This window comes from Verrucomicrobiota bacterium (assembly GCA_039192515.1).
In the GTDB taxonomy this organism is placed as follows: domain Bacteria; phylum Verrucomicrobiota; class Verrucomicrobiia; order Methylacidiphilales; family JBCCWR01; genus JBCCWR01.
Genome location: JBCCXA010000022.1, coordinates 14781 through 37303, shown reverse-complemented (window position 1 = coordinate 37303; position 22523 = coordinate 14781). Strand labels below are relative to the sequence as shown.

Annotated in this window: 15 protein-coding genes and 1 tRNA gene; 5 read left to right on the top strand and 11 right to left on the bottom strand. The window is 41.9% G+C overall.

Annotation, left to right across the window (positions count from 1 at the left end):
- Window positions 1–5: 5 nt before the first annotated feature.
- From AAGA18_10760 to AAGA18_10745, 4 genes are all read right to left on the bottom strand, one after another.
- Complete coding sequence (locus tag AAGA18_10760) at window positions 6–1016, bottom strand: ABC transporter permease subunit (GenBank protein MEM9445818.1); 1011 nt, start codon at window positions 1014–1016, stop codon at window positions 6–8.
- Window positions 1017–1022: 6 nt separating this feature from the next.
- Window positions 1023–2819: an extracellular solute-binding protein gene (locus AAGA18_10755; GenBank protein ID MEM9445817.1), complete on the bottom strand. Its 1797-nt coding sequence runs from the start codon at window positions 2817–2819 to the stop codon at window positions 1023–1025.
- 149 nt (window positions 2820–2968) lie between these two features.
- Complete coding sequence (locus AAGA18_10750; protein ID MEM9445816.1) at window positions 2969–3895, bottom strand: TerB family tellurite resistance protein; 927 nt, start codon at window positions 3893–3895, stop codon at window positions 2969–2971.
- A 74-nt stretch (window positions 3896–3969) separates the two neighbouring features.
- Window positions 3970–5529 (bottom strand): Do family serine endopeptidase, encoded by a 1560-nt coding sequence (locus AAGA18_10745; protein ID MEM9445815.1) that lies wholly within the window; start codon window positions 5527–5529, stop codon window positions 3970–3972.
- 464 nt (window positions 5530–5993) lie between these two features.
- On the opposite strand from AAGA18_10745, the gene clpB reads away from it, so the two are divergent.
- Entirely contained in the window at window positions 5994–8615 is a 2622-nt protein-coding gene (gene clpB / locus AAGA18_10740; GenBank protein ID MEM9445814.1) for an ATP-dependent chaperone ClpB, read from the top strand.
- A 303-nt stretch (window positions 8616–8918) separates the two neighbouring features.
- On the opposite strand, the gene uvrA is transcribed toward clpB, so the two are convergent.
- From uvrA to AAGA18_10710, 6 genes are all read right to left on the bottom strand, one after another.
- Window positions 8919–14651 (bottom strand): excinuclease ABC subunit UvrA, encoded by a 5733-nt coding sequence (gene uvrA, locus AAGA18_10735; protein MEM9445813.1) that lies wholly within the window; start codon window positions 14649–14651, stop codon window positions 8919–8921.
- 64 nt (window positions 14652–14715) lie between these two features.
- Complete coding sequence (locus tag AAGA18_10730; protein ID MEM9445812.1) at window positions 14716–15459, bottom strand: CehA/McbA family metallohydrolase; 744 nt, start codon at window positions 15457–15459, stop codon at window positions 14716–14718.
- Window positions 15460–15870: 411 nt separating this feature from the next.
- Entirely contained in the window at window positions 15871–15999 is a 129-nt protein-coding gene (locus AAGA18_10725) for a hypothetical protein (GenBank protein MEM9445811.1), read from the bottom strand.
- A gap of 648 nt (window positions 16000–16647) precedes the next feature.
- Window positions 16648–17328, bottom strand: coding sequence for a hypothetical protein (locus AAGA18_10720; protein ID MEM9445810.1), 681 nt, complete (start codon window positions 17326–17328; stop codon window positions 16648–16650).
- 387 nt (window positions 17329–17715) lie between these two features.
- A tRNA-Gln gene (locus AAGA18_10715) sits at window positions 17716–17789 on the bottom strand.
- A gap of 173 nt (window positions 17790–17962) precedes the next feature.
- Window positions 17963–19378, bottom strand: a complete 1416-nt coding sequence (locus tag AAGA18_10710) for a sulfatase-like hydrolase/transferase (GenBank protein MEM9445809.1) — start codon at window positions 19376–19378, stop codon at window positions 17963–17965.
- Between the two features lie 391 nt (window positions 19379–19769).
- On the opposite strand from AAGA18_10710, the gene AAGA18_10705 reads away from it, so the two are divergent.
- Window positions 19770–19997: a hypothetical protein gene (locus tag AAGA18_10705; GenBank protein MEM9445808.1), complete on the top strand. Its 228-nt coding sequence runs from the start codon at window positions 19770–19772 to the stop codon at window positions 19995–19997.
- 25 nt (window positions 19998–20022) lie between these two features.
- Here AAGA18_10705 and rpmG read toward each other — a convergent pair whose 3' ends face one another.
- On the bottom strand, window positions 20023–20187 hold the full coding sequence (gene rpmG, locus AAGA18_10700) for a 50S ribosomal protein L33 (GenBank protein MEM9445807.1): 165 nt from the start codon (window positions 20185–20187) through the stop codon (window positions 20023–20025).
- 301 nt (window positions 20188–20488) lie between these two features.
- Between rpmG and AAGA18_10695 the strand changes: the two genes are divergently transcribed.
- From AAGA18_10695 to AAGA18_10685, 3 genes are all read left to right on the top strand, one after another.
- Window positions 20489–21007 carry a hypothetical protein gene (locus AAGA18_10695; GenBank protein ID MEM9445806.1) on the top strand — a complete coding sequence of 173 codons (519 nt, stop codon included), beginning with the start codon at window positions 20489–20491 and terminating at the stop codon, window positions 21005–21007.
- Between the two features lie 16 nt (window positions 21008–21023).
- Window positions 21024–21593 carry a DUF4919 domain-containing protein gene (locus AAGA18_10690; GenBank protein ID MEM9445805.1) on the top strand — a complete coding sequence of 190 codons (570 nt, stop codon included), beginning with the start codon at window positions 21024–21026 and terminating at the stop codon, window positions 21591–21593.
- 158 nt (window positions 21594–21751) lie between these two features.
- Window positions 21752–22510: an AraC family transcriptional regulator gene (locus AAGA18_10685; protein ID MEM9445804.1), complete on the top strand. Its 759-nt coding sequence runs from the start codon at window positions 21752–21754 to the stop codon at window positions 22508–22510.
- Window positions 22511–22523 lie beyond the last annotated feature (13 nt).

Genomic DNA, 22523 nt, shown 5'->3' with positions numbered 1-22523 from the left:
GTTTGTTACTGTAACCTAATTCTTGGATCTATGATGACATAGAGCACATCAGAGAAGAGACGGCCTAGCATGGTAAATAGGCTAATTAAAAGAATAAGTCCTAATACGACATTGTAGTCGCGACCTACTATTGAGTTATAAAAGAGAAGTCCCATGCCATCGATATCAAAGACTCTTTCGATGAGTAAGGAGCCAGCGAACATAACCGTAAAAATTTCACCCATGCCCGTGGCTAATGGTATCATGGCATTTCTTAAGCCGTGCTTCCAGATGACCGTATCAGCGGACAGTCCCTTAGCTATAGCAGTTCGCATGTAGTCTTTACTTTTTTCTTCAAGTAGGCTGTTTTTCGTTAACATGGTTAGAAAGGCAAACTGGCTTATCATGTAACAGGTAAGTGGCAGGCACATATGATGGAGAAAGTCGATGACTTTTCCCCAGGGCGTTAGGCTTTCATGATGGTCGGAAACGATACCTGATATAGGAAACCAATCTAAGTAGCTGCCGCCCCCCAAAAAGACGATGAGCAAGATCCCCAAAGCAAAGCCCGGTATAACATAACCAGCGAATATGACTATAGAGGAGATGATGTCAAACTTCGTATTATTTTTTAGTGTTTTGATGACCCCAAGTGGAATAGATATGGAGTAAGCCAGGATAAATGAGGTGACTCCAAAGAATAGAGAGATAGGCATTTTACTGATGATGACTTCCAGGACAGGCTTGTGATAAACATGCGAGTTTCCCCAATCACCCTGGAAAAGATTTGTTAGCCAGGTGAAATAACGAACGTGTGCGGGTTTATCAAAACCGAAGTATTTTTTGATGTTTTCAATTTCTGCTTGTGAAATAGCCTCTGCATTTCCGCCCTGCATTCCGGCAGTAGCTTGTACTTTAGCAATCATTTCCTCTACTGGCCCCCCAGGCACAAACTGTATTAAAATAAAACAGAGTATAGATATCCCTAGCAGGGTTGGAGCAATAAGTAAGAACCTCTTGATTAAATAGGAAGTCATTCAAGCTTAGTGGGAATAATGAATCTCAGAGGCTACCGCTGGTAAGGCCGAATTTGATTGTTGAGCTTTGAGTAGGGCATCTGCTTTGTCTTGGTCAAACCACCAGTAGACGAGAGCCGAGTCTTCTCGATTAAATTTGTCCAAGATAGTCTTGGGGGTTCCAAAGCGATTCCAGTATAGAAGTTTGTGGCGATCTGATTGCCATAATAGAATGTAAGGTATTGTGTCTATAAGTTCCAAATCGATTTCCTTAATGATTTCGTTTCGTTGATCAATATCCATGATAGATTTTTGTTTTTCGATTAATTGATCAATTTCTTCATTTTCTATACCTGGTATGTTTTGAGTGGCAATATCATCGGCCGTTTTAGAATGCCACATGCTTTCGGGGTCGCGTAAGCGGCTGGCACTCCAATTTGTCCAAGCTAAGTCGAATTCATGATTATCCATGCGTTTGCGAAAACTAGCTAAGGAAACAACATCCAACTCCGCTTGCAAACCAACCTTCTTTAAATCTTCTAGGAAGATGGTCAGGTGAGGGAGTGGTGTTCCATGGTATAGAAATTTCAGACTAAAAATTTCTCCATCTTTTTCAAGTAAGCCTTGGTCATTAATTTTCCACCCGGCTTGACCGAGCAATTTACGGGCTTTTTCTGGAGAGTATTGAATTAGAGGGTGGTTTGGATTGGTGTTGTTGGGATAAAGGTCAGGAAAGTAATTATTGAGCAAGAAATACTGACCAAACATGAGTTTCTCTAGCATCAATTCACGATTAAGAAGGTGGCCAAGGGCAAGACGGACTTGTTTGTCCTGAAACTTCTTCTTGCGAAGATTGATGGCAAATCCTTGAAAACTCTTGGGTTCTTGATTATAGATGGTTTGACGAACCACCCAGTTTTTCTGCACTTGTGGAAAATTGGTTTGCCGTTCCCAAATCCGCGCAGTGTAGATGGGGTAAAGGTCGAAATCACCTTTTTTTAGAACTTCTAATGCCTTGGTTCGATCTTCTAAGGACTTAAACACAAGGTAGTCAAAGTTGTATTTGTGTTGATTGAATTTCAAGGTGCGTCCCCACCAGTCTCCGCGCCTTTTTAGACTGATGGAGCGGTTGGTTTTTACCTCATGAATTTGGTAGGGACCCGAAACCACAGGAAACTCAAAATGAATAGAATTGAAATCAAGGTCCTTCCAAGCATGTTTAGGAAAAGCAGTGAGTCCTCCTGCAGTCCAAAAATTTCTCCAGTGCACTTCATTCGCTCGAACTCGAAGAGTTTTTTTATCAAGTATCTCTGGGCGGTCCAGTTTACTGAGGGATACCCGGAATAGGGAAGTGAGGTGTTTGGGGTCCATGATGATATCATAGTAGAACTGAATATCTTGAGCGGTGATATCGGTTCCATCACTCCATTTGGCCTCAGCATGAATTTTAAAAGTGTACGTCGTTTTATCCTCAGATATTTCCCATGAACTAGCGAGAACTCCTACGGGTCTGTTCTCAGTGCTGTGCATCCCTATGAGTGGCTCGAACATGAGGGAAGACAGTTGGCTTGAAAACTGGTTGTAGTCCAGCCATTGGTTAATAGATTTTGGGTAACCACCTCCCCAGGTATTGAAGACACCTCCTCTGACAGCCTGATCGCTTGCGATAGGATCAATTTCGCCGCCATCCTCAACGGGAATGGCTTGGTCTTCAATAGGTGGGAGAGAGGTATTTAGAGATTTTTGGTCTTTGTTAGGAGAACAGTTAATAAAAGGCAAAGTGCTTATTAACACTAAGAAAAAAAAGAGATAACAGTTTTTCATGGGCAAAAATCTTAACATTTTGAACATATCATCTTGTCAGTAAGTAGGATAAATGCAAAGAGATTTACCTCCTATCTTAATAAAGGATATTTCCGGCGAACGAGAAAACGCTTTTTTAAAACCATGACTTGTCGTTACCGGAGCTGCACCTACAGCCCTCCACGGTCTTCCCGGGAAATGGTAAGCTTGGCGTTAATAAAATCTTTGTGGGCAATCTTCAGGCTTGTGCCAATCGCGCGAATTTCTTCTATTTCCTCATTGTCTGTATGGTTCGTAGCATTAGCTATACGGAAGAGAGTGACCAGAAACTTTTTTCTTTCATCGATGCTGGTGCATTCAAAGTAACCATGGGAAAGACGAAAATAGTCCAAGCCCTTATTAGCGCGCTCAGTGGTAAGATGCACTAATATATCAGCTTCTTCTTTGGCGAGGTTCCAATCTTCAGCCAAGACCTCTTTCATGGCTTGTTGCTCTTCTTGGGAAATATCTTCGTCAAGGTAAGCGATGTGGGCCAGCAGTCCGGTAGCAAAACAGATTTTGCGTAATTCATCTTCAGATTTATTGATGCTTAGACCGGTAGCTGCTTGCCTGCGCTTTAAATCATAAAAAACAGTATTTTCTATGTAGTCAGTTGAATCATTTTCGCGAAGGCAGGATGCTTGGACAGAGTCTCTACGTTTGCCAACTGCAGTCGTGAGCGCTTTGCTAAGCCCGGCAAAAAGCCCTGTTTTTACTTCCGAGATATCTCCCTTAATTTTTTCCAAAAAAGCAGTTTCTTCAGCAGAAATTTCGCCGTCGCTTTGGAAGAGATGTTCCAGCATTTCTACGGCATAAGTTTTATCTTCTGGGGTTCTGATAGCATCCAATACTCGCTGAAGGATGACATTTGTTTCCTCTTCAGTCACTGGAGATTCTAAATACATATTGAGGATCGCCCAATCTTCTCCGGAAATGTAGTCGAGGTTAAAGAGAAGATCTTTAAGGGCGTTCATTTCTTCATGAGATAATTTTTCATCTGCCCAAGCCGCACAAATGACTAGTTTAGCAAGATCGATTACAAAGGGTTTGTCACTCATAGTAATACAGTTAGACGCAAAGCATATCTCCAGGAAGTTAAAAAAATAACTACGATAACTTGGGTATAAGGCGATTAATTTCTCGCAACACTGATATAGCGAGCCACCCACTGGTCACGACCTGCTGAAAGAATGCGTAAAAGAACGTTTTTCTCATTGGAGTTTTTGAGTGCTTTCCGGGCTTCACTTACAGAGGTCACTTCTTGCCTCGAGACTTCAGAGATAATATTTCCCCGACGCAGTTCTGCTTGATATGCAGCAGAAGAAGGTTCTACGCGAGTGACTAAAACGCCCTCTGTAGCTTCGGGGATTTGTAATTGGCTTCTTAATTCCGGGTTGAGGTTCTGAATTTCAACCCCATCAAGCAAGACTCCGGTTCGGACATTTTCTTCCTTTTCTTCTTCAGTATCATTATTTGCCGGTGTGCTACGCTCTTCGTTTTCTGCCAGAGTTACCTGAAGCTCTATTGGTTTGCCATCTCGATAGACTTTGACTGTGATCTCAGTGCCTGGCTGAGTGTTCCCTACAAGTATTTGTAACTCTTGGTTTGTCTTGATGGCATCACCATTGTATTCAAATAAAACGTCGCCATTTTTAATACCTGCTTCTTCTGCAGGGCTGTCAGCAACTACCTCGGTAATAATAATACCTCGCTTCCCTTTTAACCCAAAAGCTTCCGCTCTGGGGTCATCGGCGGACAAAGGTTTCAGATCCATACCGATTCCAAGATATCCTCTCGAGATGCGACCTGTCTGGATAAGTTGCTCCATGACATTTCGAGCCATATTGATGGGCACGGCAAATCCAATACCTAAGTTTCCACCTGAACGACTGAAAATGGCAGTGTTAATACCAACGACGCGTCCTTGAGCATCAACCAGGGCTCCTCCAGAATTTCCTGGGTTTATAGAGGCGTCCGTCTGAATGAAGTCTTGGTAGGTGATATCTCCTCCAAGGGCCTGTTTTTTCCCTTTGGCACTTACGATTCCCATAGTGACGGTTTGTCCGACATCAAAAGGATTACCGATCGCTAGAACAATGTCTCCCACTTCAACATGATCACTATTACCTAAGATAGAAGTAGGGAGTTCGTCGCTGTCGAGCTTGAGAACGGCTATGTCTGTATGAGGGTCACTGCCGACTAAAGTAGCATCTAGCTCACGCTCGGTTCCATCCTGTAAATGAACTTTGATTTCGTCTGCTTCAGCGACGACATGATGATTGGTCAAAATATAACCATCTGAAGAGACAATAACGCCTGATCCTAATCCTGCTGGTTGGCGACGCCCCCCCTGCTCGGAATCAGGATCTCCTCCCGGTGCCTGCCTAGGGGGAATACCAAAGAAGTAATGAAAAAATGGATCATTGCGAAAAGGGTGTTGTTGGACATTTACTATCTTTGTGGTGTAAATACTGACAACGCTAGGGCTTATCTTCTTGACGACTGATGAAAAACTCGTCGTAAGCTTGGTGTCTCTCTTGAGGGGCTCTTCGTTAATAATGATCTCTGCAGTGGCTTTTTGTTCTTCATCTTTCTTGCCGAAGGGCCAGGATAGAGCCACACCTTGGTTGATCAAAATAACTAGCGATGCGCAGCAAAGAAGAGCTAAAAGTGTATACTTTTTCTTTATCATAGAGAAATGGTAATGCATAAACTCAACACTGCTTCCATATAATTTCAATCTTTATGTTTTGCTAGTCAAAAAGTTACATCAATATAGACGCCTTTTCATAGAAATTATTTTAACTAATTTTTAACTCGACTAATGCAATAGAGACTTAAAGATCTGCCTAAGATCTTGGCCGGATGAAACATGGAGTCGTCTAGACCTATTACCTTTAGATATATCTTCGGCGAAGCTCTTTTTCTTGTGCCTCAAGCTTTTAGGTATCTCGCTCAATTTCTGTTAGGCCCTTTGATTAAACCGGGACAGAAATGCGATGGGAATTGCCTTGATGAGACATAATGACTCATACAGAGTTTATATTAAAATATGTAAGTTACTCACAATCAAGATGTTATGAATATGAGATAAGGAAATATTTTTGGCATAAGATGTGATGGGTAGATATGAGTAATAAAGAGAGGAAAATAAATATGGATTTAAAAAAATTTACGGAGAAAGCGCAGGATGCCGTAATGGCAGCTCAGCGAGTTTGTCATGCTCAGAGCCACCAAGCAGTAGATATTGAGCACCTCCTACTTTCTCTCTTGGATCAGGAAGGAGGCTTAATCGGAAGACTCGTAGAAAAAAGTGGGCAGCGGCCCGATGAGCTAAATTATCAAATCAAGTCACACTTGGATAAAGAACCTAAAGTTTCTGGTGCTGCTGAAGATGGGCAAACTTATGTGACGCAGAGGCTTAATAAACTTTTAGCGAAAGCTCACGAAGAAGCCAAAAGGCTGAAAGATGAGTATGTGAGTGTCGAGCATTTGGTTTTGCCAATGTTTGATGAATCGAGTGGCACCATCACAGGCAAAGTATTCCGGGAACTCGCTTTCAAAAAGAAGGACTTCTTGAAAGCTATGGAAGAGGTTAGAGGAAAACAAAGAGTCACTAGTCAAAACCCCGAAAGCACTTATGAGGCTCTAGACAAATATGGTCAAGATCTCACACAGCTTGCTCAACAAGGTAAGCTCGATCCAGTTATTGGGCGGGATCAAGAGATTCGTCGATCTATCCAAGTACTATCCAGAAGAACAAAAAATAATCCGGTTCTGATTGGTGAGCCAGGTGTCGGAAAAACGGCTATTGTGGAGGGCTTGGCTCGCAGAATTGTTGAGCGAGATGTTCCAGATAGCCTGCAAGATAAACGCATTGTCGCTTTAGATTTTGGAGCCCTCTTAGCTGGGGCGAAATTTAGAGGAGAATTTGAAGAGCGTTTAAAGGCTGTTTTACAAGAGGTCACAAAGGCGGAAGGTCAGATTATTCTTTTTATAGATGAAATTCATACCATGGTAGGGGCTGGTAAAACGGAAGGCTCTATGGATGCAGGCAATATGTTGAAGCCTATGTTAGCTCGTGGAGAGCTCCATTGTATTGGCGCAACTACCCTAGACGAATATCGGAAATATGTTGAAAAAGATCCTGCACTGGAGCGGCGCTTCCAGCAAGTGTTGGTGGATGAACCTACTGTTGAGGATACCATCTCTATCTTGAGAGGTTTGAGTGAGCGATATGAATTACATCATGGGGTTCGGATACAAGATGCTGCGTTAGTCTCAGCAGCTGTATTATCAGATCGCTATATCTCAGACCGGTTCTTACCGGATAAAGCTATTGACTTGATGGACGAAGCGGCGGCCAAGTTACGAACCGAAATTGAAAGCATGCCAGAAGAGCTTGAATCCTTAGAGCGAAGAGCCATGCAGTTAGAAATAGAGAGAGAGGCGCTTAAGAAAGAAAAAGACAAGGCCTCAAGAGAGAGGTTAAGAGACCTCGAAAAAGAACTTGGCAATCTGAAAGCCGATCGTGACCAAATCAAAGCACGTTGGGAGAAAGAAAAAGAGGGTGTGGATCGCCTACAAGACCTTCGCAGTGAATTAGAGAAGGTAAAGCGTGAGATAGAGGTAGCTCAACGTAACTATGATCTCAACAAAGTAGCCGAGCTTCAATATGGCAAGCTTCCAGAGTTGGAAGCAAAACTTAAGGATGAAGAAGCTCATCTATCCAAGCGTAGTAATGAGCAACAGTTAATATGTGAGGAGGTAACACCGGATGAGATAGCTGATGTTGTGTCGCGCTGGACTGGTGTTCCTGTTTCTCGTTTGATGGAAGGGGAAAAAACAAAACTACTACGCCTAGAGGAAATTTTACACCAACGAGTCATTGGTCAAGATGATGCGGTGCAAGCGGTGAGTGATGCAGTTTTACGAGCTCGCTCAGGGCTTAAGGATCCGAAAAGACCTATAGGTTCTTTTATTTTTCTAGGGCCAACGGGCGTTGGGAAGACTGAGCTGGCAAGGGCGCTTGCTGAAGCGCTATTTGATTCAGAAGAAAGTATGATTCGCATCGACATGAGCGAGTATATGGAAAAGCACAGCGTTGCACGTTTGATCGGTGCACCTCCTGGTTATGTGGGTTATGAGGAAGGTGGACAACTTACCGAAGCCGTTCGTCGCAAACCCTACAGTGTCCTACTGTTTGATGAAATTGAGAAAGCGCACCATGACGTTTTCAATATTTTCTTGCAGATACTCGATGATGGTAGGGTGACGGATAGTAAAGGGCGAACTGTTGATTTTAAAAATACTATTATTATTATGACTTCAAATATCGGAAGTCCCGAGCTTCTTGAAGTAGGTTCGAGTGGAAAGATTTCGGAGGAAATAAGAAATCGAGTTTTTGGTATGTTACGAGAACATTTTCGTCCCGAATTGCTTAATCGCTTGGATGAAACCGTCTTGTTTGGTGTCTTGCAAAAAGAGGATATCGTAAAGATTGTCGATTTACTCTTAGAACAACTACGCGAACGTTTAGCAGATCGTGGAATTCGCATAGAACTGACGGATACCGCAAAAGCACACATAGCTGAGGAAGGTTATGATTCAGTTTATGGTGCTAGACCCCTTAAGCGCTACTTACAGAGAAAAATTGAAACGGGTCTTTCTAGAAAATTGATTAGTGGAGAAATCGAAGATCATTCGGAAGTCATCGTCGATTATGTGGATGATGAAATCGTTTTTAATTGTCATGAGATACAAGTAAATACCGTATGAGAGTTCTCGGTGATTCAAAAGGCAGTGAAGTTTAACCCGAATGCAGCACTAGATACTTAAAGATTTATGTAAGACCTTGGCCCCCAAGAAACATAGAGCTTCCTAGAGGCATCAGCTATTGATAGCTATCTCCCTACTCTATCAGGACTAGTGCTCTGCGCGCTAGATAGTTTCGACTTTGCTTGCTACTAAAAGCAACGCTTAGGCGATGTGGTTGCATACATCTTCGTCGATTCTCTTTTTATGTGACTCAAGCTTTTTACATATCTCTTTTAACCACTAAATCATAATTCCTTTTAAATATTATTTAAGAAGCGGTTTTAAATAGCGAGCGGTATGGCTCTTCTTATTTTTTGCAAGCTGTTCTGGAGTGCCTTGAGCAACTATTTCACCACCAGCAAGTCCACCTTCTGGGCCAATATCAATGACAAAATCTGCTTCGGCTATGACATCTAAATGGTGTTCTATGACAATGACTGTATGGCCTGCGTCGACGAGGCGGTGAATGATTTCAAGAAGCCTTCTAACATCAGACAAATGCAAGCCAACAGTAGGTTCTTCTAAAAGGTAGAGGTATTCTTTCTTTTCTAATGCGCGAGTGCTTAGTTCGAGTTTACGGTCCATGGCGGCTACTCCTGCCAGCTCAGCAACAAGCTTCAAACGCTGTGCTTCACCTCCTGATAAAGTAGGGCTAGTCTGACCAAGCTTGAGATAGCCTAGCCCTGTTTGCTGAAGTAGTTCTAATACCGTATGTATTTGAACATGGCTTTCGAAAAAAGCGATAGCTTCATCCACACTTAACTCTAAGACATCATAAATATTAAGATCTTTGAATCGAACCGCTAAAACTGGATCAGTCCAACGACGGCCTTGGCAAGTTTCACACGGTATGTATGCAGGTGGGAGAAAATTCATTTGCACCTTAATAGTTCCCTGCCCCATACAAGTTTGACAACGTCCTGGACCACTATTGAAAGAAAAGTGTGACTTCGTGAAGCCTTGAATCTTAGCTTCATTTACTTGGGCAAAGAGAATTCGTAGGTGATCCATAAGACCTATATAGGTGGCAACGGTAGAGCGAGAGGTTTTTCCTATGGGGGCTTGGTCTACCTCCATGATTTTCCAAAATGCATCAAAGCCATAGGCCATAGCAAAGTTATCTCCTGAAATGCTAGGTGGATTTGTTTGATGAGCCTTCTTAGTTTTGGTGTTGTCCTGTTGAATAGCCTTAAGTGCCGCCTCATAAATGACATCATGCATTAAAGTGCTTTTGCCAGAACCACTAACTCCAGTCAGAACCGTAAGCCTCTGCCTTGGGATTTGAATGTCGATTCCCTTTAGGTTATTCGCGGTTGCTCCTTGGATGGTTAACCAAGGGCTTTCTTTGATTGGCCTATTATCTAATTTTGGAATGGATCGCCTTTTACCACTTAAAGGGTGAGACATAGGGTTGCCTAGTAGGGTTCCAGTGACGGACTTCGTCTGTTTGGAGATTTCCTTCCAACTGCCCTGAGCAATGATCCGTCCACCATTTACGCCAGCTCCAGGGCCGAGGTCAATGATATGGTCAGAAGCACGCATAGTGTCTTCGTCATGTTCAACAATAATGACCGAATTGCCTCTGTCTTTAAGTTGATGGAGAATACCTATTAGATCTTCATTATCTCTTGGGTGAAGCCCGATCGTTGGTTCATCTAGCACATAAAGCACGCCCTGTAAGTTAGACCCTATCTGTGCGGCAAGGCGAATCCGCTGTGATTCACCACCGGATAAAGTAGGAGCAGACCTGTCTAGATTTAAGTAACCCAAGCCGACTTGTTCTAAGAAATGTAGCCGCTGAGTGATTTCAGGTAAAATGTCACGAGCAATGACCTTGGAACGTTTGTTAAGCTTAAGATTTAGTAGAAAGTGTTTGAGCTCGACCACAGTCATGGCATTGATTTCCGGAACACTTCTACCTTCAAAGTAAACTGCACGGGCTTGGGCATTTAAACGTGCGCCTTGGCAAGTCGAGCACTCTACAAATTCTGTTTCTTCTTTCTCCTCCAAAAGTTGCTCTAGTTCTTGTTCTCGCTCGGCTTCATCTTCAGCTTGGAGTTTTACCTCAGCCACAGTTCCATAGCCCTGGCATTCAGGGCACCAACCGTGTGGGCTATTATAGGAAAAAAGACGCGGATCTAATTCATCAAAAGACCTGCCGGTAGAAGGGCAAAAAAGTTGTGTGCTATAAATCGTTTCGTCGCCCTGATTGTCCAAGGTATAGAAAGTGCCCTTGCCAATTTCTAGTGCGTGATTAATTTGGGACGCTAAGTTTTTGCTTTCAGAGGTCATGTTGCCCAGTATGACATCAATGGTATGTTCACGGTATCTATCTAACGCTTCAAACTTAGATGGTTCTACCCATTTTCCATCTACACGCAAATAATGATAGCCTTTCTTCTTCGCCCATTTAGCGACTTCCTTGTGAAATCCTTTACGAGACTTAATAAGTGGCGCGAGTAGCGATAGTTCTTTAGAAACTTTGCGATTGGATTTTAATTCTTTGTGAACTCTAGCAATGATTTCATCTGCTCCCTGGAGAATGGCAGGCTCCAACGTATCCGGGTCATGTTGAACCCCCAGTTTACTGTAAAGAAGCCTAAGAAAGTGATAGATCTCAGTCACAGTGGCAACAGTCGATTTACGGCCTCCACGGGTTGTTCTCTGCTCAATGGCGACAGATGGCGGGATGCCAACAATAGAATCTACGTCTGGTTTTTCGAGCTGTTCGACAAATTGACGTGCATAAGTGTTTAGGCAATCCAGGTAACGACGTTGCCCTTCAGCAAAGAGTAGATCAAAGGCTAGGGAACTTTTCCCAGATCCTGATAATCCAGTTATCACTATATTTTGATTACGTGGGATATCAATGTCGATATCCTTGAGATTATGATGTCTAGCCCCCGTGATGGAGATAGTGTTGTGAGTGCCATTTTTTGCTTTATTCAATGATGCCTTGCGTTTTGTGTTGTTTTTATGTTTAGGGCCTAGTTTCTTAATTGGGTTAAGTTTGGTCTTAAGATACTTGCCGGTAAGACTTGCGGGGTTGTCTGCAATTTGCTCGGGAGTTCCTGCCGCCATTAGTCGTCCACCTTGATCACCTGCCTCTGGACCGAGGTCCAAAACCCAGTCGGCACACTTGATGACATCCAGATTATGCTCGATGACGATTAGCGTATGCCCGGCATCCACCAGTCGTTGAAAAACATTTAGTAACATACGGATGTCATCAAAATGTAATCCGGTTGTTGGTTCATCAAGAATGATTAATTTATTTTTGGGTTTGGGCTTAGCGCCTGGTAATTCAGGGTTTCGCTTATCTGTTCTTTTCTTCCTTGGTGTAAAACCAGCTAAAGATTGCGCGAGTGTGCTGACTAACTTTAAGCGTTGAGCTTCACCTCCCGAGAGATTGTTAATAGGCTGACCCAGTTTGAGATAACCTAGCCCTACTTCTGCAATGAGTTTTAGTTTCTCAATAATGGAAGAGCAGAATTTAGGGACTTTAGTACTATCTTGTGATGTTTTTTCTTGAACGTCTGCAAAAAAAACAATTGCCTCACTGATGGTTAAATGGAGAACTTCATGGATGCTTTTTCCTTCAAATAAAATATCTAAGACGTGAGATTGGAAGCGTTTTCCTTCACAAGCTGGACAAAGCACGAATAGATCTGAGAGAAACTGCATGCTGATTTTTTCATAACCACTGCCACCACACCGATCACAGCGCCCATTTCCTGTATTAAAGGAAAAGGCAGATGCAGTCAGACCTGCTCGTTGAGCCGCATCGGTCATGGCAAAGAGCGAGCGAATATCATCATAGCAATCAGCATAAAGAGCCGGGGTCGAACGAGGAGTCGCTGCAAGTGGTGTTTGATCGACAAGCAGAGCATCTGTGATGGAAGTAGCCCCCTTGATAGATTTTAACTTTCCAGGCTCGTCAGGATTTTTACCGAGAGCAAGCAAGACATGTTTATATATAACATCATGAACGAGAGTTGACTTGCCACTGCCACTCACTCCTGTGATGCAAACGAGTCTTTGTAGAGGGATTTCTACATTAAGATTTTGGATGTTATGATGACTCGCACCTTTAAAAAAGATCCATTCGTTTACGGGTGGTGTATTCTCTTTGGTCTTAGAACGACTAGTCTTTGGGGCAGCAACGGGGCGTCTCTTTTCGGGAATAGAAATTTGCTTTTGACCACTGAGATACTGCCCGGTTAGTGAATCGGTTGAGGTCAACAGAGATTCTCTGCTGCCCTGAAAGGTAATAGAGCCTCCATTGTTGCCAGGTCCCGGGCCTAATTCCAAGAGCGTGTCTGCAGCTAGCATCATTGCATCGTCGTGCTCAACAACAATCACAGTATTTCCTTGGTCACGTAAATTTTTGAGAACTTGAATAAGTTGGTCAGTGTCTCTGGTATGTAATCCAATGCTAGGCTCATCTAAAACAAAAAGGGTTTGGACAAGGGATGTTCCCAGGCAGGTAGTGAGGTTAACGCGCTGGACTTCTCCACCGGATAAGGTTCTGGTTGAACGGTTCAGGGTGAGATAGCCCAAGCCAACTTGATTCAGGAACATGAGACGTGAACGAATTTGTCGGAGCAAGATATCACATGAGGAATCTGCTGTTTTGATATGATCAAAGAATTTCTGACAGTCCCTTAGAGGAAGATTATTAATTTCAGGTAAAGCTAATGAGCGAAAGCCACCTTTGTGTAGTTCCTCTTCATTACCCAAAAACCAGTTGTTCAGTTTTTCATTAAAGCGGTTGCCTGAACAGTCGGGGCATGTGCGGTAAGCTCGATACTTGGAAAGTAAAATGCGGACATGCATTTTATAAGTTTTGGTTTCTAGCCAATCAAAGAAACCTTTGACCCCATACCATGATTTTCCATCCCATTCTGCCTCCGAAATAGTATCTATTTCACCATAAATGATGAAATGCTGGTCTTCAGGAGAAAGTTTGCGGAAGGCAATGCCAGTAGGAATTTTCTTTTTCTTACATGCTCTCTCAAGGTCTTTTTGACAGTCCTTAAAAGATTCTGTTTGAAAGGGTTTGACGACACCGTCCTCTACACCAATGGTGCGATCAGGCAAGGCACGTTGGTAATCAATTTCTATGATTCGACCAAATCCCTTGCAGCTTGGACAAGCTCCTACTGGGTTATTAAAACTAAAGAGTGATGGGGTAGGAGCTAGGTAAGTCTCTCCTGTATCAGGATCTGACCAAGTGCTTGAGTATTTCTTTAGGATTGCTTGGTCTCTACAAGAATAAATGACGATGTGTTTTTTTCCTAATTTAAGTCCAGTGGCCAAACTTTCAATTAAGCGTGATTTATTTGCCTGAGTAAGTTTGACGCGATCTTGAATGACTACGACACGACCATCTTTGGCTAGTTTTTTTTCAAAGGTCACTTGATCCAAGCGAGTTGGTTTTTGTTCATGGAGAATCCGAATATATCCCTGAGCTTGTAAAAAGTCTTTGATTTCTTGTGCCTTCGTCTTTTTAGGGAAAGGCACAGAGAAAGTGATGAGTACCTCTATATCGAGATGGTTGGTAAGAAGATCTTCAGCGATCTCCTGTGCACTCCAGGGTTTGATATTGCGGCCAGTCTTGGGCGAACGCAGCTCAGCCATTCTTGGGAATAGCATTTTAAGATAGTCGGCAATCTCCGTAATGGTTCCTACGGTAGACCTTGATGTCCTAACAGAGTTTGCTTGGTTGATGGCTACGGCGGGAGGAATCCCACTTATTTCATCAACCTGAGGTTTGTCCATACGCTCAAGAAATTGTCTGGTGTAGGGACTAAAAGTTTCAGTGTAGCGACGTTGACCCTCAGCATAAAGAGTATCAAATGCTAGGGAGGACTTTCCAGAACCGCTGACACCTGTGAGAACAATGAGTTCATTTATGGGTAGCTGCAGATCTAAATTCTGTAAGTTATTCTGGCGTGCCCCCTTGATAGTAATATGACTGAGACCATTTTCCGACATGTGCCTGAATAAGCTAGCGCATCTCAGAGAAATGGCAATCGAGGTCTCTTGGTATTGCTTGAGTCTATTTTGCTGGTGCTACACGGACTTTAACGGCAGATCGTTGGGCTTTCCGAGCTTTAACCCGAGGAAATACGAGACCAAAAGTTTTGTTTACAGATTGGGATAGAGTGATGTAGCCCTTGCACATTTTGGGGCTACCCTTGAGTGCCTCAAGCACTGAGCTCAGGTCAAATGATTCTAGGAGAAGTTCCGTAGAAGCTAGTCCAACTGTTTCTGGGTCATGTGAGTCACTACCCGCAAGTAAAGGTATCTGCTTCTTTTTACCGTATTGCTCAGCTTGTTGATTGTAGCGCTGGAACGTGCAAGCTGCGTTGAAGCCTTCAATACCATCAATATCCAAACGATCTAAAACTTTTTCCCTTATGCCGGAGCGGAACCGATCATAGGGGTGGGCGGGGAAGCAAAGGCCATTTTGCATGCGAACGAGCTCAATTGCCTTTTCAGGCGAAATACCCCTCAAGTTAGGTAGTTTTGCACAGTAGGTGAGCATATGGCCCGACGAAGTACTAATTTCTTGGCCCGGTATAATGAGAAAGTCATCAACGGGTTGGCCATCATCACGAAGCAATCCGACTTGGCTAAAATATTCGACACAGCCTGAGTTGTCATGATCTGTAATTGCCAGGCCATCTAGGCCAGCTGCCTTAGCTGCTGCTACTAGATCCTCTGGTTGTGTATGGCAGTCATGAGAGAAACGCGAATGGGTATGCAAGTCGAATCGATATTTTTTGGCGCACTTCTCCATGGGTCAATATTCCTTGCAATTCGCCCAATTGTCCAGTTCTCTGAAACTTTTCTTCACAAATCACTGTGTGTGACGCTTTGACTCGGATGATGTCCTAGTAATGCAAAAAGAATCAGCCAAGAGGTAGGCAATGATATCGCCTGAGCAGTAAGTAAACGCCAACTCTCAAGCGCGCGCAGCGCCAGCCCTGATAGAGCAGGGATATAGGTCTTAACGGGTAATACTTTTAGAAGCTTCTATGTTTCTTGAGGCAAGATCTTGCCCAGATTTTTAAGTCTCCAAAGTATCACTCGGTTCTAATATCACCATGGATAAAAGTTATCATGGCTAGCTACTGCAAGTCGCAAGAGTCTTTTATAAGTTTCTATCTGCACCTGTAGTAATGGTGAGGGTGATAGGAGTAGCCTTTCCTTAGATAACGGTAACCACTATACTTGTTCTTACTTCTGGGTGAATAATGATACGACCGATAATGCTTAGGGTGATATCGGTAAATCCTGTAGGAGTTAGGATATGAATAGTGTTTGTAGCACTTTCCATAGTGCTTGCCACCTTTAATATGAATAGAAATGCCTGCTACTGATTCGCTCGGTTGGACAAAGCTTAAAAATATGACGACCATGAATCCTAAAATAATTTTTTTGATGAACATATTATATCCTCCATTTTGTTGTGTGTACGTATGACGTCTCAAGCAGGAAAATCATTTCAATCGATTTATAATATTTAGCCTAGATGATGTCACAGAAGTTGAACGACATGCCTAAAGCGCGAGCCACAAAGAGATGATTACCTCTGTAAAAGCCAAATATGATGGTTGTCCCACTAGGATTCGAAGCTACTAGGATGTCCTCAAAAGTCCTCATAAATGTCTTATTATTAAAGACTTATATAACCAGTGTCCTTAAATGTCTTCATTTGTATTGATGTTTTAAAGACATCTTAATACAAAAGTAATGACAAATTTCGTATATATTTTACTAATAATAATTTGATGACACTTGAACAGGATTATTACACCTAAGCCAGTAGAATTTTCGATTTCAAGACCCAAGCTCTGTTTAGATATCTTTTAGAAATCTATCGCGAATGAACTTAAGCGTGATTTCATCTTCATGAACTAATACGGGTTTATAATGTCATATAGATCGAATTCAACCACGCAATAGTTAGCTGTGACGTATAATGTCAATTAGATGTTGGTTCAATGAGTTTGTCTGTTAGTTTCGTCAATGCATTTTGCCCAACACTAGAGGATAATATCTTTGTGCCTATCGACCATATCTTCCCAGAAGCACTTCTTATCCATGCTTTTTTGGGCATTAATCCTAAATTATTCTTTAGCGTATTGAGTTCTCTTTTTATTTCACTCAACTGTTTTGTTTTTATTTTATTATCCTTTTTCAATTCCTCAAAATCTTTGATGACTGCACTCAAGGATTGCTTTATTTTACTAATCTCACCAGATGTAAAATCAGGATTAGTTTTACCAAATTTAGATTTTAGTTTTAGTTCAAAATCCTTTTTAAGTTTTTCAATTTCCTGAAAAGCATAACTACTAGAAAGAAGTTCTCTCTTAATGTTGGTAGCCCAGGCTTTAAGGCAATGTACTGCTTCGCTGAATGTAAGAACGTTTACGTTCTCGGTAACAGCCACTTCCCCTGGATTGTATGTTAGTTTATAGGCGTATTCCTCTTTATAATGATTACTAAGCTGAAATTGATAATTTTTATTATCTAGGAATGTTACTTCTACCAAAGAACCATATTTTTCTGGAGTAAGGCATATTTCAAAATTTATTGTAGTGAAATCTGTTTCATTTAATGCCTCATGTATTTGCTTAACGGCATTTTGCGTTATGTTACTCATAATAATTTCTAAAAACTAAATAGCTATTTATTTAAAATCTATTCTAATTATTTTTTATGACAGATCACTCAATAGTGACAAGCCTATGATTTACATTATTGAGTATGTCAATACATCCCTTTTATTTATTAAAATACTGAAACTAAATTTTTATATGTTTTCATCTAGTTAGATTCATATTTTTTAAATTACCCTCTAGATTATGATATTAAGCAATTGAGTTGAAAGCTACTCAAGTAATGACAAAGCTTGGTCAATACAGCTTTAAATTATAAATAAAATGACTAATAATATGCTTATTAAGACATTTGTGTTCTAGTAGTTATAGTAGATGTGGGTTTGTCAATACTAAGAAAGTAGTAAGTTGTTGTCTATCAATGACTTAAATGGTTGTCCCACTAGGATTCGAACCTAGACAAGCAGAACCAAAATCTGCTGTGCTACCGTTACACCATGGGACAATGGCTATTAACCTGATTTATGCAGGTTACAGAATGCATAAGAATAAATGTTAGATGAGTCTCTGACAATTTTTTTTTCATCCCGGGAACTTTTCAAAATCTAGATGCTTCTAGTGAAATAGAGCAAATGATTTGCATCGTTTGCCAAGGGCTAACTGAATCCTTGGAGACTCCTAGTCATTTGGGTCGACAATGTTCTTCCATTCCGGATAAGTAGGGCGTTCTTGGGCAGCTTTTCCTCCATGAAGTGGAGGAGAAGGAGGGGCTATTTCAAATACCTTCTGAAGCATTTGTTGAGCCGTTATTTCTTCTTCAGCTAATTGCCCTTTTGCAAGATTCGTTTCCTCCTTTAAATCTTGAGGCACTTTGTAGAAACGGCCATCCCGATATAATTTAAACAGGGGATTACGAACATACTGCTTGCCTTGAAATCTTCCCCAGTAAGGCTGGTAATGCAGGAGTACCCAATCTCTTGGATTACCTTTCTCACCCCTGAGCTGAGGTAAGAAGCTGCGCCCATCAATGGGATCGTCACCATTTAATCTGATTCCTGCTGCATCAGCAAAGGTTGTGTAAAAATCTGTAAAGTCGATCATATCATCCAAAACGGCTCCACTTGGGGCACGGTCTTTCCAGTAGGCAATAAGTGGCACTCGTGTTCCCATATCTTTCGTGGTTCCTTTACCACCAGTAATCTGTTGCCCTTTCCAACTGGAAGTAATGTTTTTATGCGTACCATTATCCGCTGTGAATAGAATGATGGTATTTTCTATCTGGCCTACCTCTTCCACCTTTTTCACAATTTTACCAATGATCTTGTCCATGTAGTTCACCATGGCTACGAAATTTTCTTTTTTCCTTGCTACATCCTCAGGTGACTTGTTCGTTTGTTGCAGGTCTCCAATACTATCAGGTGTAGCGACAAACGGGTCATGAACTAAAACCGTAGGATAATAAACAAAGAAAGGGGCATCCTTATGTCGTTCTATAAAATCACAAACAAAATCCGACATGATGTCGGGACCGTATTTTCCCGCATTCTCTTGAGCTGATATAAACGTGCCGTTATGCTCCAGTGGGGGGCTCCAAAAACGTTCTCCACCCCCATTGGTATGGGTCTTACCTTTGGTGACTTGCCATAGGCAAGACTCATCAAAACCCGCCTGCAAGGGGCGCTGACTGTCCTGGTAGCCAGCATTCTTTGAATAAATCCCATTGAGTTGCCACTTACCGGCGATGGCCGTTTTATAACCCGCAGACTTCAGCAGATGTCCGAAAGTCTTATCCTTTGGGTTAAGATATCCAAAGTGGGTGTAGTTCCGAAAGTTATATTGACCTGTCATGATTTTGATACGCGATGGCGTACAAATGGGTGTCGAGTAACAGTGATTGAAGCGAATGCCTTCAGAAGCGAGCTTATCTAGATGGGGAGTTTGATAATCCTCAGCTCCATATGAGCCAAAACATTCCCAGCCCACATCATCGGCCATGATCAAAATGATGTTGGGTTTTCGCTCTGCAGCGGGCAGATGAAAACTTGCCCAGAGGACTGAGAATCCAAACATGATCAATTTTGAAATGATGCTCATTTTTGTTATATATCTTTGGTTTCTGTTTCTAAACGCGAAGATACTCCTCTCCCTTGAATAAGTCCTAAATTAATATTCAATGAATAGAAGGCATCAAGGGTAGAATTGATTTTGATCACGTTCCTAAATAATTGAAATCAAACTAAGTTATATCATCAAGCCTCTTTTTTATTCGCACCCAGCAACTAAAATCCCCCTGTGATGAAACTCGAGGGCTTCTCAATCGGATTGTGACATAAAGAATGGTTAGCCCAGTTGACTCATTCCGTTCCGTCGCTCCACGAATTAGCGCGGGGCGACCTACTCATGGGACTGCTCTAGCTACCAAATGATGAGAATTGAGAAAGGCTAAAAAAGGGTAACATTCCATAGATAAGAATAGGAGTGTTGAATGCAATACTCGAAGAGAAAAGCGTTGAGCATTGTGCCGCTTAGATCAGGTTGTCATACAAAGCATGGTTCCGATCTTCTCTGGACTTGGCTGCTATTAGAAAATCTTTTCTTATCTCAAGAAAAAACCGTCCGCAATCCCGCGGTGGCAGGTGCTAAGCTTTGCACGTCTCGGGTCAAAAGTCTCGAGATGGGCTTGTTGAAGGTAGGTTGTTTCGAAGATATTTAGAGATTGAAGAGATGGGCCTAAATACTTATTTGATCTCTCTGTGAAGCGTATGGCGGCGTAGAAAAGGGTTGTATTTCTTACGCTCAATACGTCCAGGGGTCAGTTTCTTATTCTTCGTAGAAATATAGCGTGAAGGAGGCTTACCCTCTTCTTTTGCTTCTGTACATTGTAATGTGATTTTCTCTCTCATGGTGAAAAGCCTAAGAGGCTACGCATTATTAAAACCTGCGTCAATCAGGAAAATAGGCTTTTTAAAGTATGCGTGAACAGATCGCAACAGAGACTAAAGTCCATCATCTAGAGCGTTTTTGAATTCATATTAAACATCCATTTTTGTCAGGTGCCGTTTTAAGCGGAGTTTCCAGAAGTTTTCACCTGTGACCCCAGAGTAGGACAAGTCGGATGAGGCACGGTTGCCTATTTATTAGAAAATGCAAGAGCAGACAAGATATGAAAGGTTGTAAATATCAACCTATAGGCTAAAAAAACATATGCCTGACAATAAGGATGGACTAGGAAAGGTAGTAACGGGCTGTGGAATTGGCTGCCTTGGTATTGTGATTATTATCACTATCGCGATACTGGGAGGAGGTTGGCTGCTGGTTGATAAAGTGCGTTCCATTGAGAATGAATTTGTTGAAATGGGAATGGTTAAGCAGGATCTAGACGACTTTCTAGGTGCTATTGAGGTAGAGGACCCAGTCGATGAACCTACTTACTATGTAGCTCAGCTAGTCAGTGTGTCTAATGGCTCTACGAAACCCATTGGTTTCTTAAGCCAATATGTGGTTTTGGAGGGCGAATTTAAAGAAAAAGTCTATTTCAGAGGCCAAATCATTAAGATCCTACCCGGCACCAAATTGCATCAAGGTTTAGATGTGCTGTGTCAAGTCATCATACAACAAGGTGAGGTAGCAGGCGAAATTGATGGTTATTATCAAATGCTTACGGAAGAGTCTAATGAGGAATTTGACGGATTGTGGGACCGGCTATTAGAGACATCTCCATAGAGAAGCTTCTCGGTATATGAAATATTGTTTGCTTGCCGGAATGCTCTTTTGCTCAGCGTTGCTTTATGGCGAAGAAAGGCAGATAGATCTGCTAGTATCATTGGATCCATTTACAGAGCTTCGCCTGTCTTATGCGCGAAGCCCATCTTTTACCGGTGGCTGGGTAAGCCGGGAGCAAAGGAGAGATTTGCTAGAGGATTACAAAAAAGATCCCAACCTCTTTTTGGTGAACGCTCAAAAATGGTTAAAAGAATGTCCTGTAGATGCAAATATGCATCTCATGTTGGCCGACCTCATGAGGGAAAGAAGTAAGTTAGCCCAAGCCGTATTCCATCGCCATCGGTTTTACGGTTTACTTCAATCCATCGTGGGTAATAAAACAGGGGAATCAAAAGACCAAGCCTTTGTGATTATCTCTGCCGATGAAGTACATACAGTCTTGAACTATTTTCAGGCCAAACTTTTAGAGCAGAAGCTGGAGTATCCCTTTGATATGATGAAGGTGACTATTCATGGGAAAGAAAAGACGCTTTATTTCGATGTGAGCATTCCATTTAAGGCCATTCAGAACCGGACAAGCCAATAAACGACTGTTTTCAAGAGGCCTTTGGGGTTTTTACTGCCATTTTCTAAAAATGTATAAAAATGGCCTATTTGATTATTTTCCGGCTTTTTAAGAAAAAATATTGAAATATGTAAATCTAAATATGTATATTCATTGCACTAGCGAATTTATGAGAAAAAATGAGGCACCCAAGCTTTCATATACATAGCTATAGACAGTTTAACTTAACCCAATGGCCCAGATGGCCGATTCCTGTTCCTTATTGGCGTTTGTATTACCATAATAGGGGTGGTGCATGTATTTACTTTAAAGATAAAATCATTCAATTATTGCCCAGCAAGTATTACCTCATCTCGCCTAACACTCCATTTACTTCGGAGCTACGACACCCTCTAGAACACTTTTGTGTTTACTTTAGTGTGACAGGTATATTTAAGGATCTAGAGCTTGGGATTTACGAATTTCCTATGGAAGCTAGAATGCAATCCAAGCTAGTCTCTATCAAAAGCTTCAGAGAGTCTAACTCCATAAAAACAAAGCTTCAACTTCTAGCTATCCTTCATGAGGCTATATTAAATGTGCCTGACTTTTCAGAGAATCCCCCTGATGATCATGATAATCCATCTATTTTTTCAGTGCTTGAGTTAGTTGAAAATGAGAAAGCACTGGACATGTCAAATCTTGCACTAGCTAAAATCGCAGGAATGCATGTAGATGCTTTTGTTCGTAAATTCACCAAGACCATTGGACAGAGTCCTCAAATGCTGATACGGAAGGAAAAGATAAGAAGAGCCTGCATCTTACTACATTTTACAAGGGATCCTATTGAAGAGATTGCTAGGCAATTGCATTTTTGTGATCGTTATCATTTCTCTCGAGTTTTTAAGAAGGAAAGGGGTGTTTCTCCCGCAAAATTTAGAGCAAGTCTCGATGGCTAGGGTCCAACTAGTG

Excerpts from the sequence above, each read along its gene's own strand:
- AAGA18_10760 (MEM9445818.1), bottom strand. The coding sequence starts at position 1,016 with ATGACTTCCTATTTAATCAAGAGGTTCTTACTTATTGCTCCAACCCTG.
- AAGA18_10755 (MEM9445817.1), bottom strand. The coding sequence starts at position 2,819 with ATGAAAAACTGTTATCTCTTTTTTTTCTTAGTGTTAATAAGCACTTTG.
- AAGA18_10750 (MEM9445816.1), bottom strand. The coding sequence starts at position 3,895 with ATGAGTGACAAACCCTTTGTAATCGATCTTGCTAAACTAGTCATTTGT.
- AAGA18_10745 (MEM9445815.1), bottom strand. The coding sequence starts at position 5,529 with ATGATAAAGAAAAAGTATACACTTTTAGCTCTTCTTTGCTGCGCATCG.
- clpB (MEM9445814.1), top strand. The coding sequence starts at position 5,994 with ATGGATTTAAAAAAATTTACGGAGAAAGCGCAGGATGCCGTAATGGCA.
- uvrA (MEM9445813.1), bottom strand. The coding sequence starts at position 14,651 with ATGTCGGAAAATGGTCTCAGTCATATTACTATCAAGGGGGCACGCCAG.
- AAGA18_10730 (MEM9445812.1), bottom strand. The coding sequence starts at position 15,459 with ATGGAGAAGTGCGCCAAAAAATATCGATTCGACTTGCATACCCATTCG.
- AAGA18_10725 (MEM9445811.1), bottom strand. The coding sequence starts at position 15,999 with ATGGAAAGTGCTACAAACACTATTCATATCCTAACTCCTACAGGATTT.
- AAGA18_10720 (MEM9445810.1), bottom strand. The coding sequence starts at position 17,328 with ATGAGTAACATAACGCAAAATGCCGTTAAGCAAATACATGAGGCATTA.
- AAGA18_10710 (MEM9445809.1), bottom strand. The coding sequence starts at position 19,378 with ATGAGCATCATTTCAAAATTGATCATGTTTGGATTCTCAGTCCTCTGG.
- AAGA18_10705 (MEM9445808.1), top strand. The coding sequence starts at position 19,770 with ATGCAATACTCGAAGAGAAAAGCGTTGAGCATTGTGCCGCTTAGATCA.
- rpmG (MEM9445807.1), bottom strand. The coding sequence starts at position 20,187 with ATGAGAGAGAAAATCACATTACAATGTACAGAAGCAAAAGAAGAGGGT.
- AAGA18_10695 (MEM9445806.1), top strand. The coding sequence starts at position 20,489 with ATGCCTGACAATAAGGATGGACTAGGAAAGGTAGTAACGGGCTGTGGA.
- AAGA18_10690 (MEM9445805.1), top strand. The coding sequence starts at position 21,024 with ATGAAATATTGTTTGCTTGCCGGAATGCTCTTTTGCTCAGCGTTGCTT.
- AAGA18_10685 (MEM9445804.1), top strand. The coding sequence starts at position 21,752 with ATGAGGCACCCAAGCTTTCATATACATAGCTATAGACAGTTTAACTTA.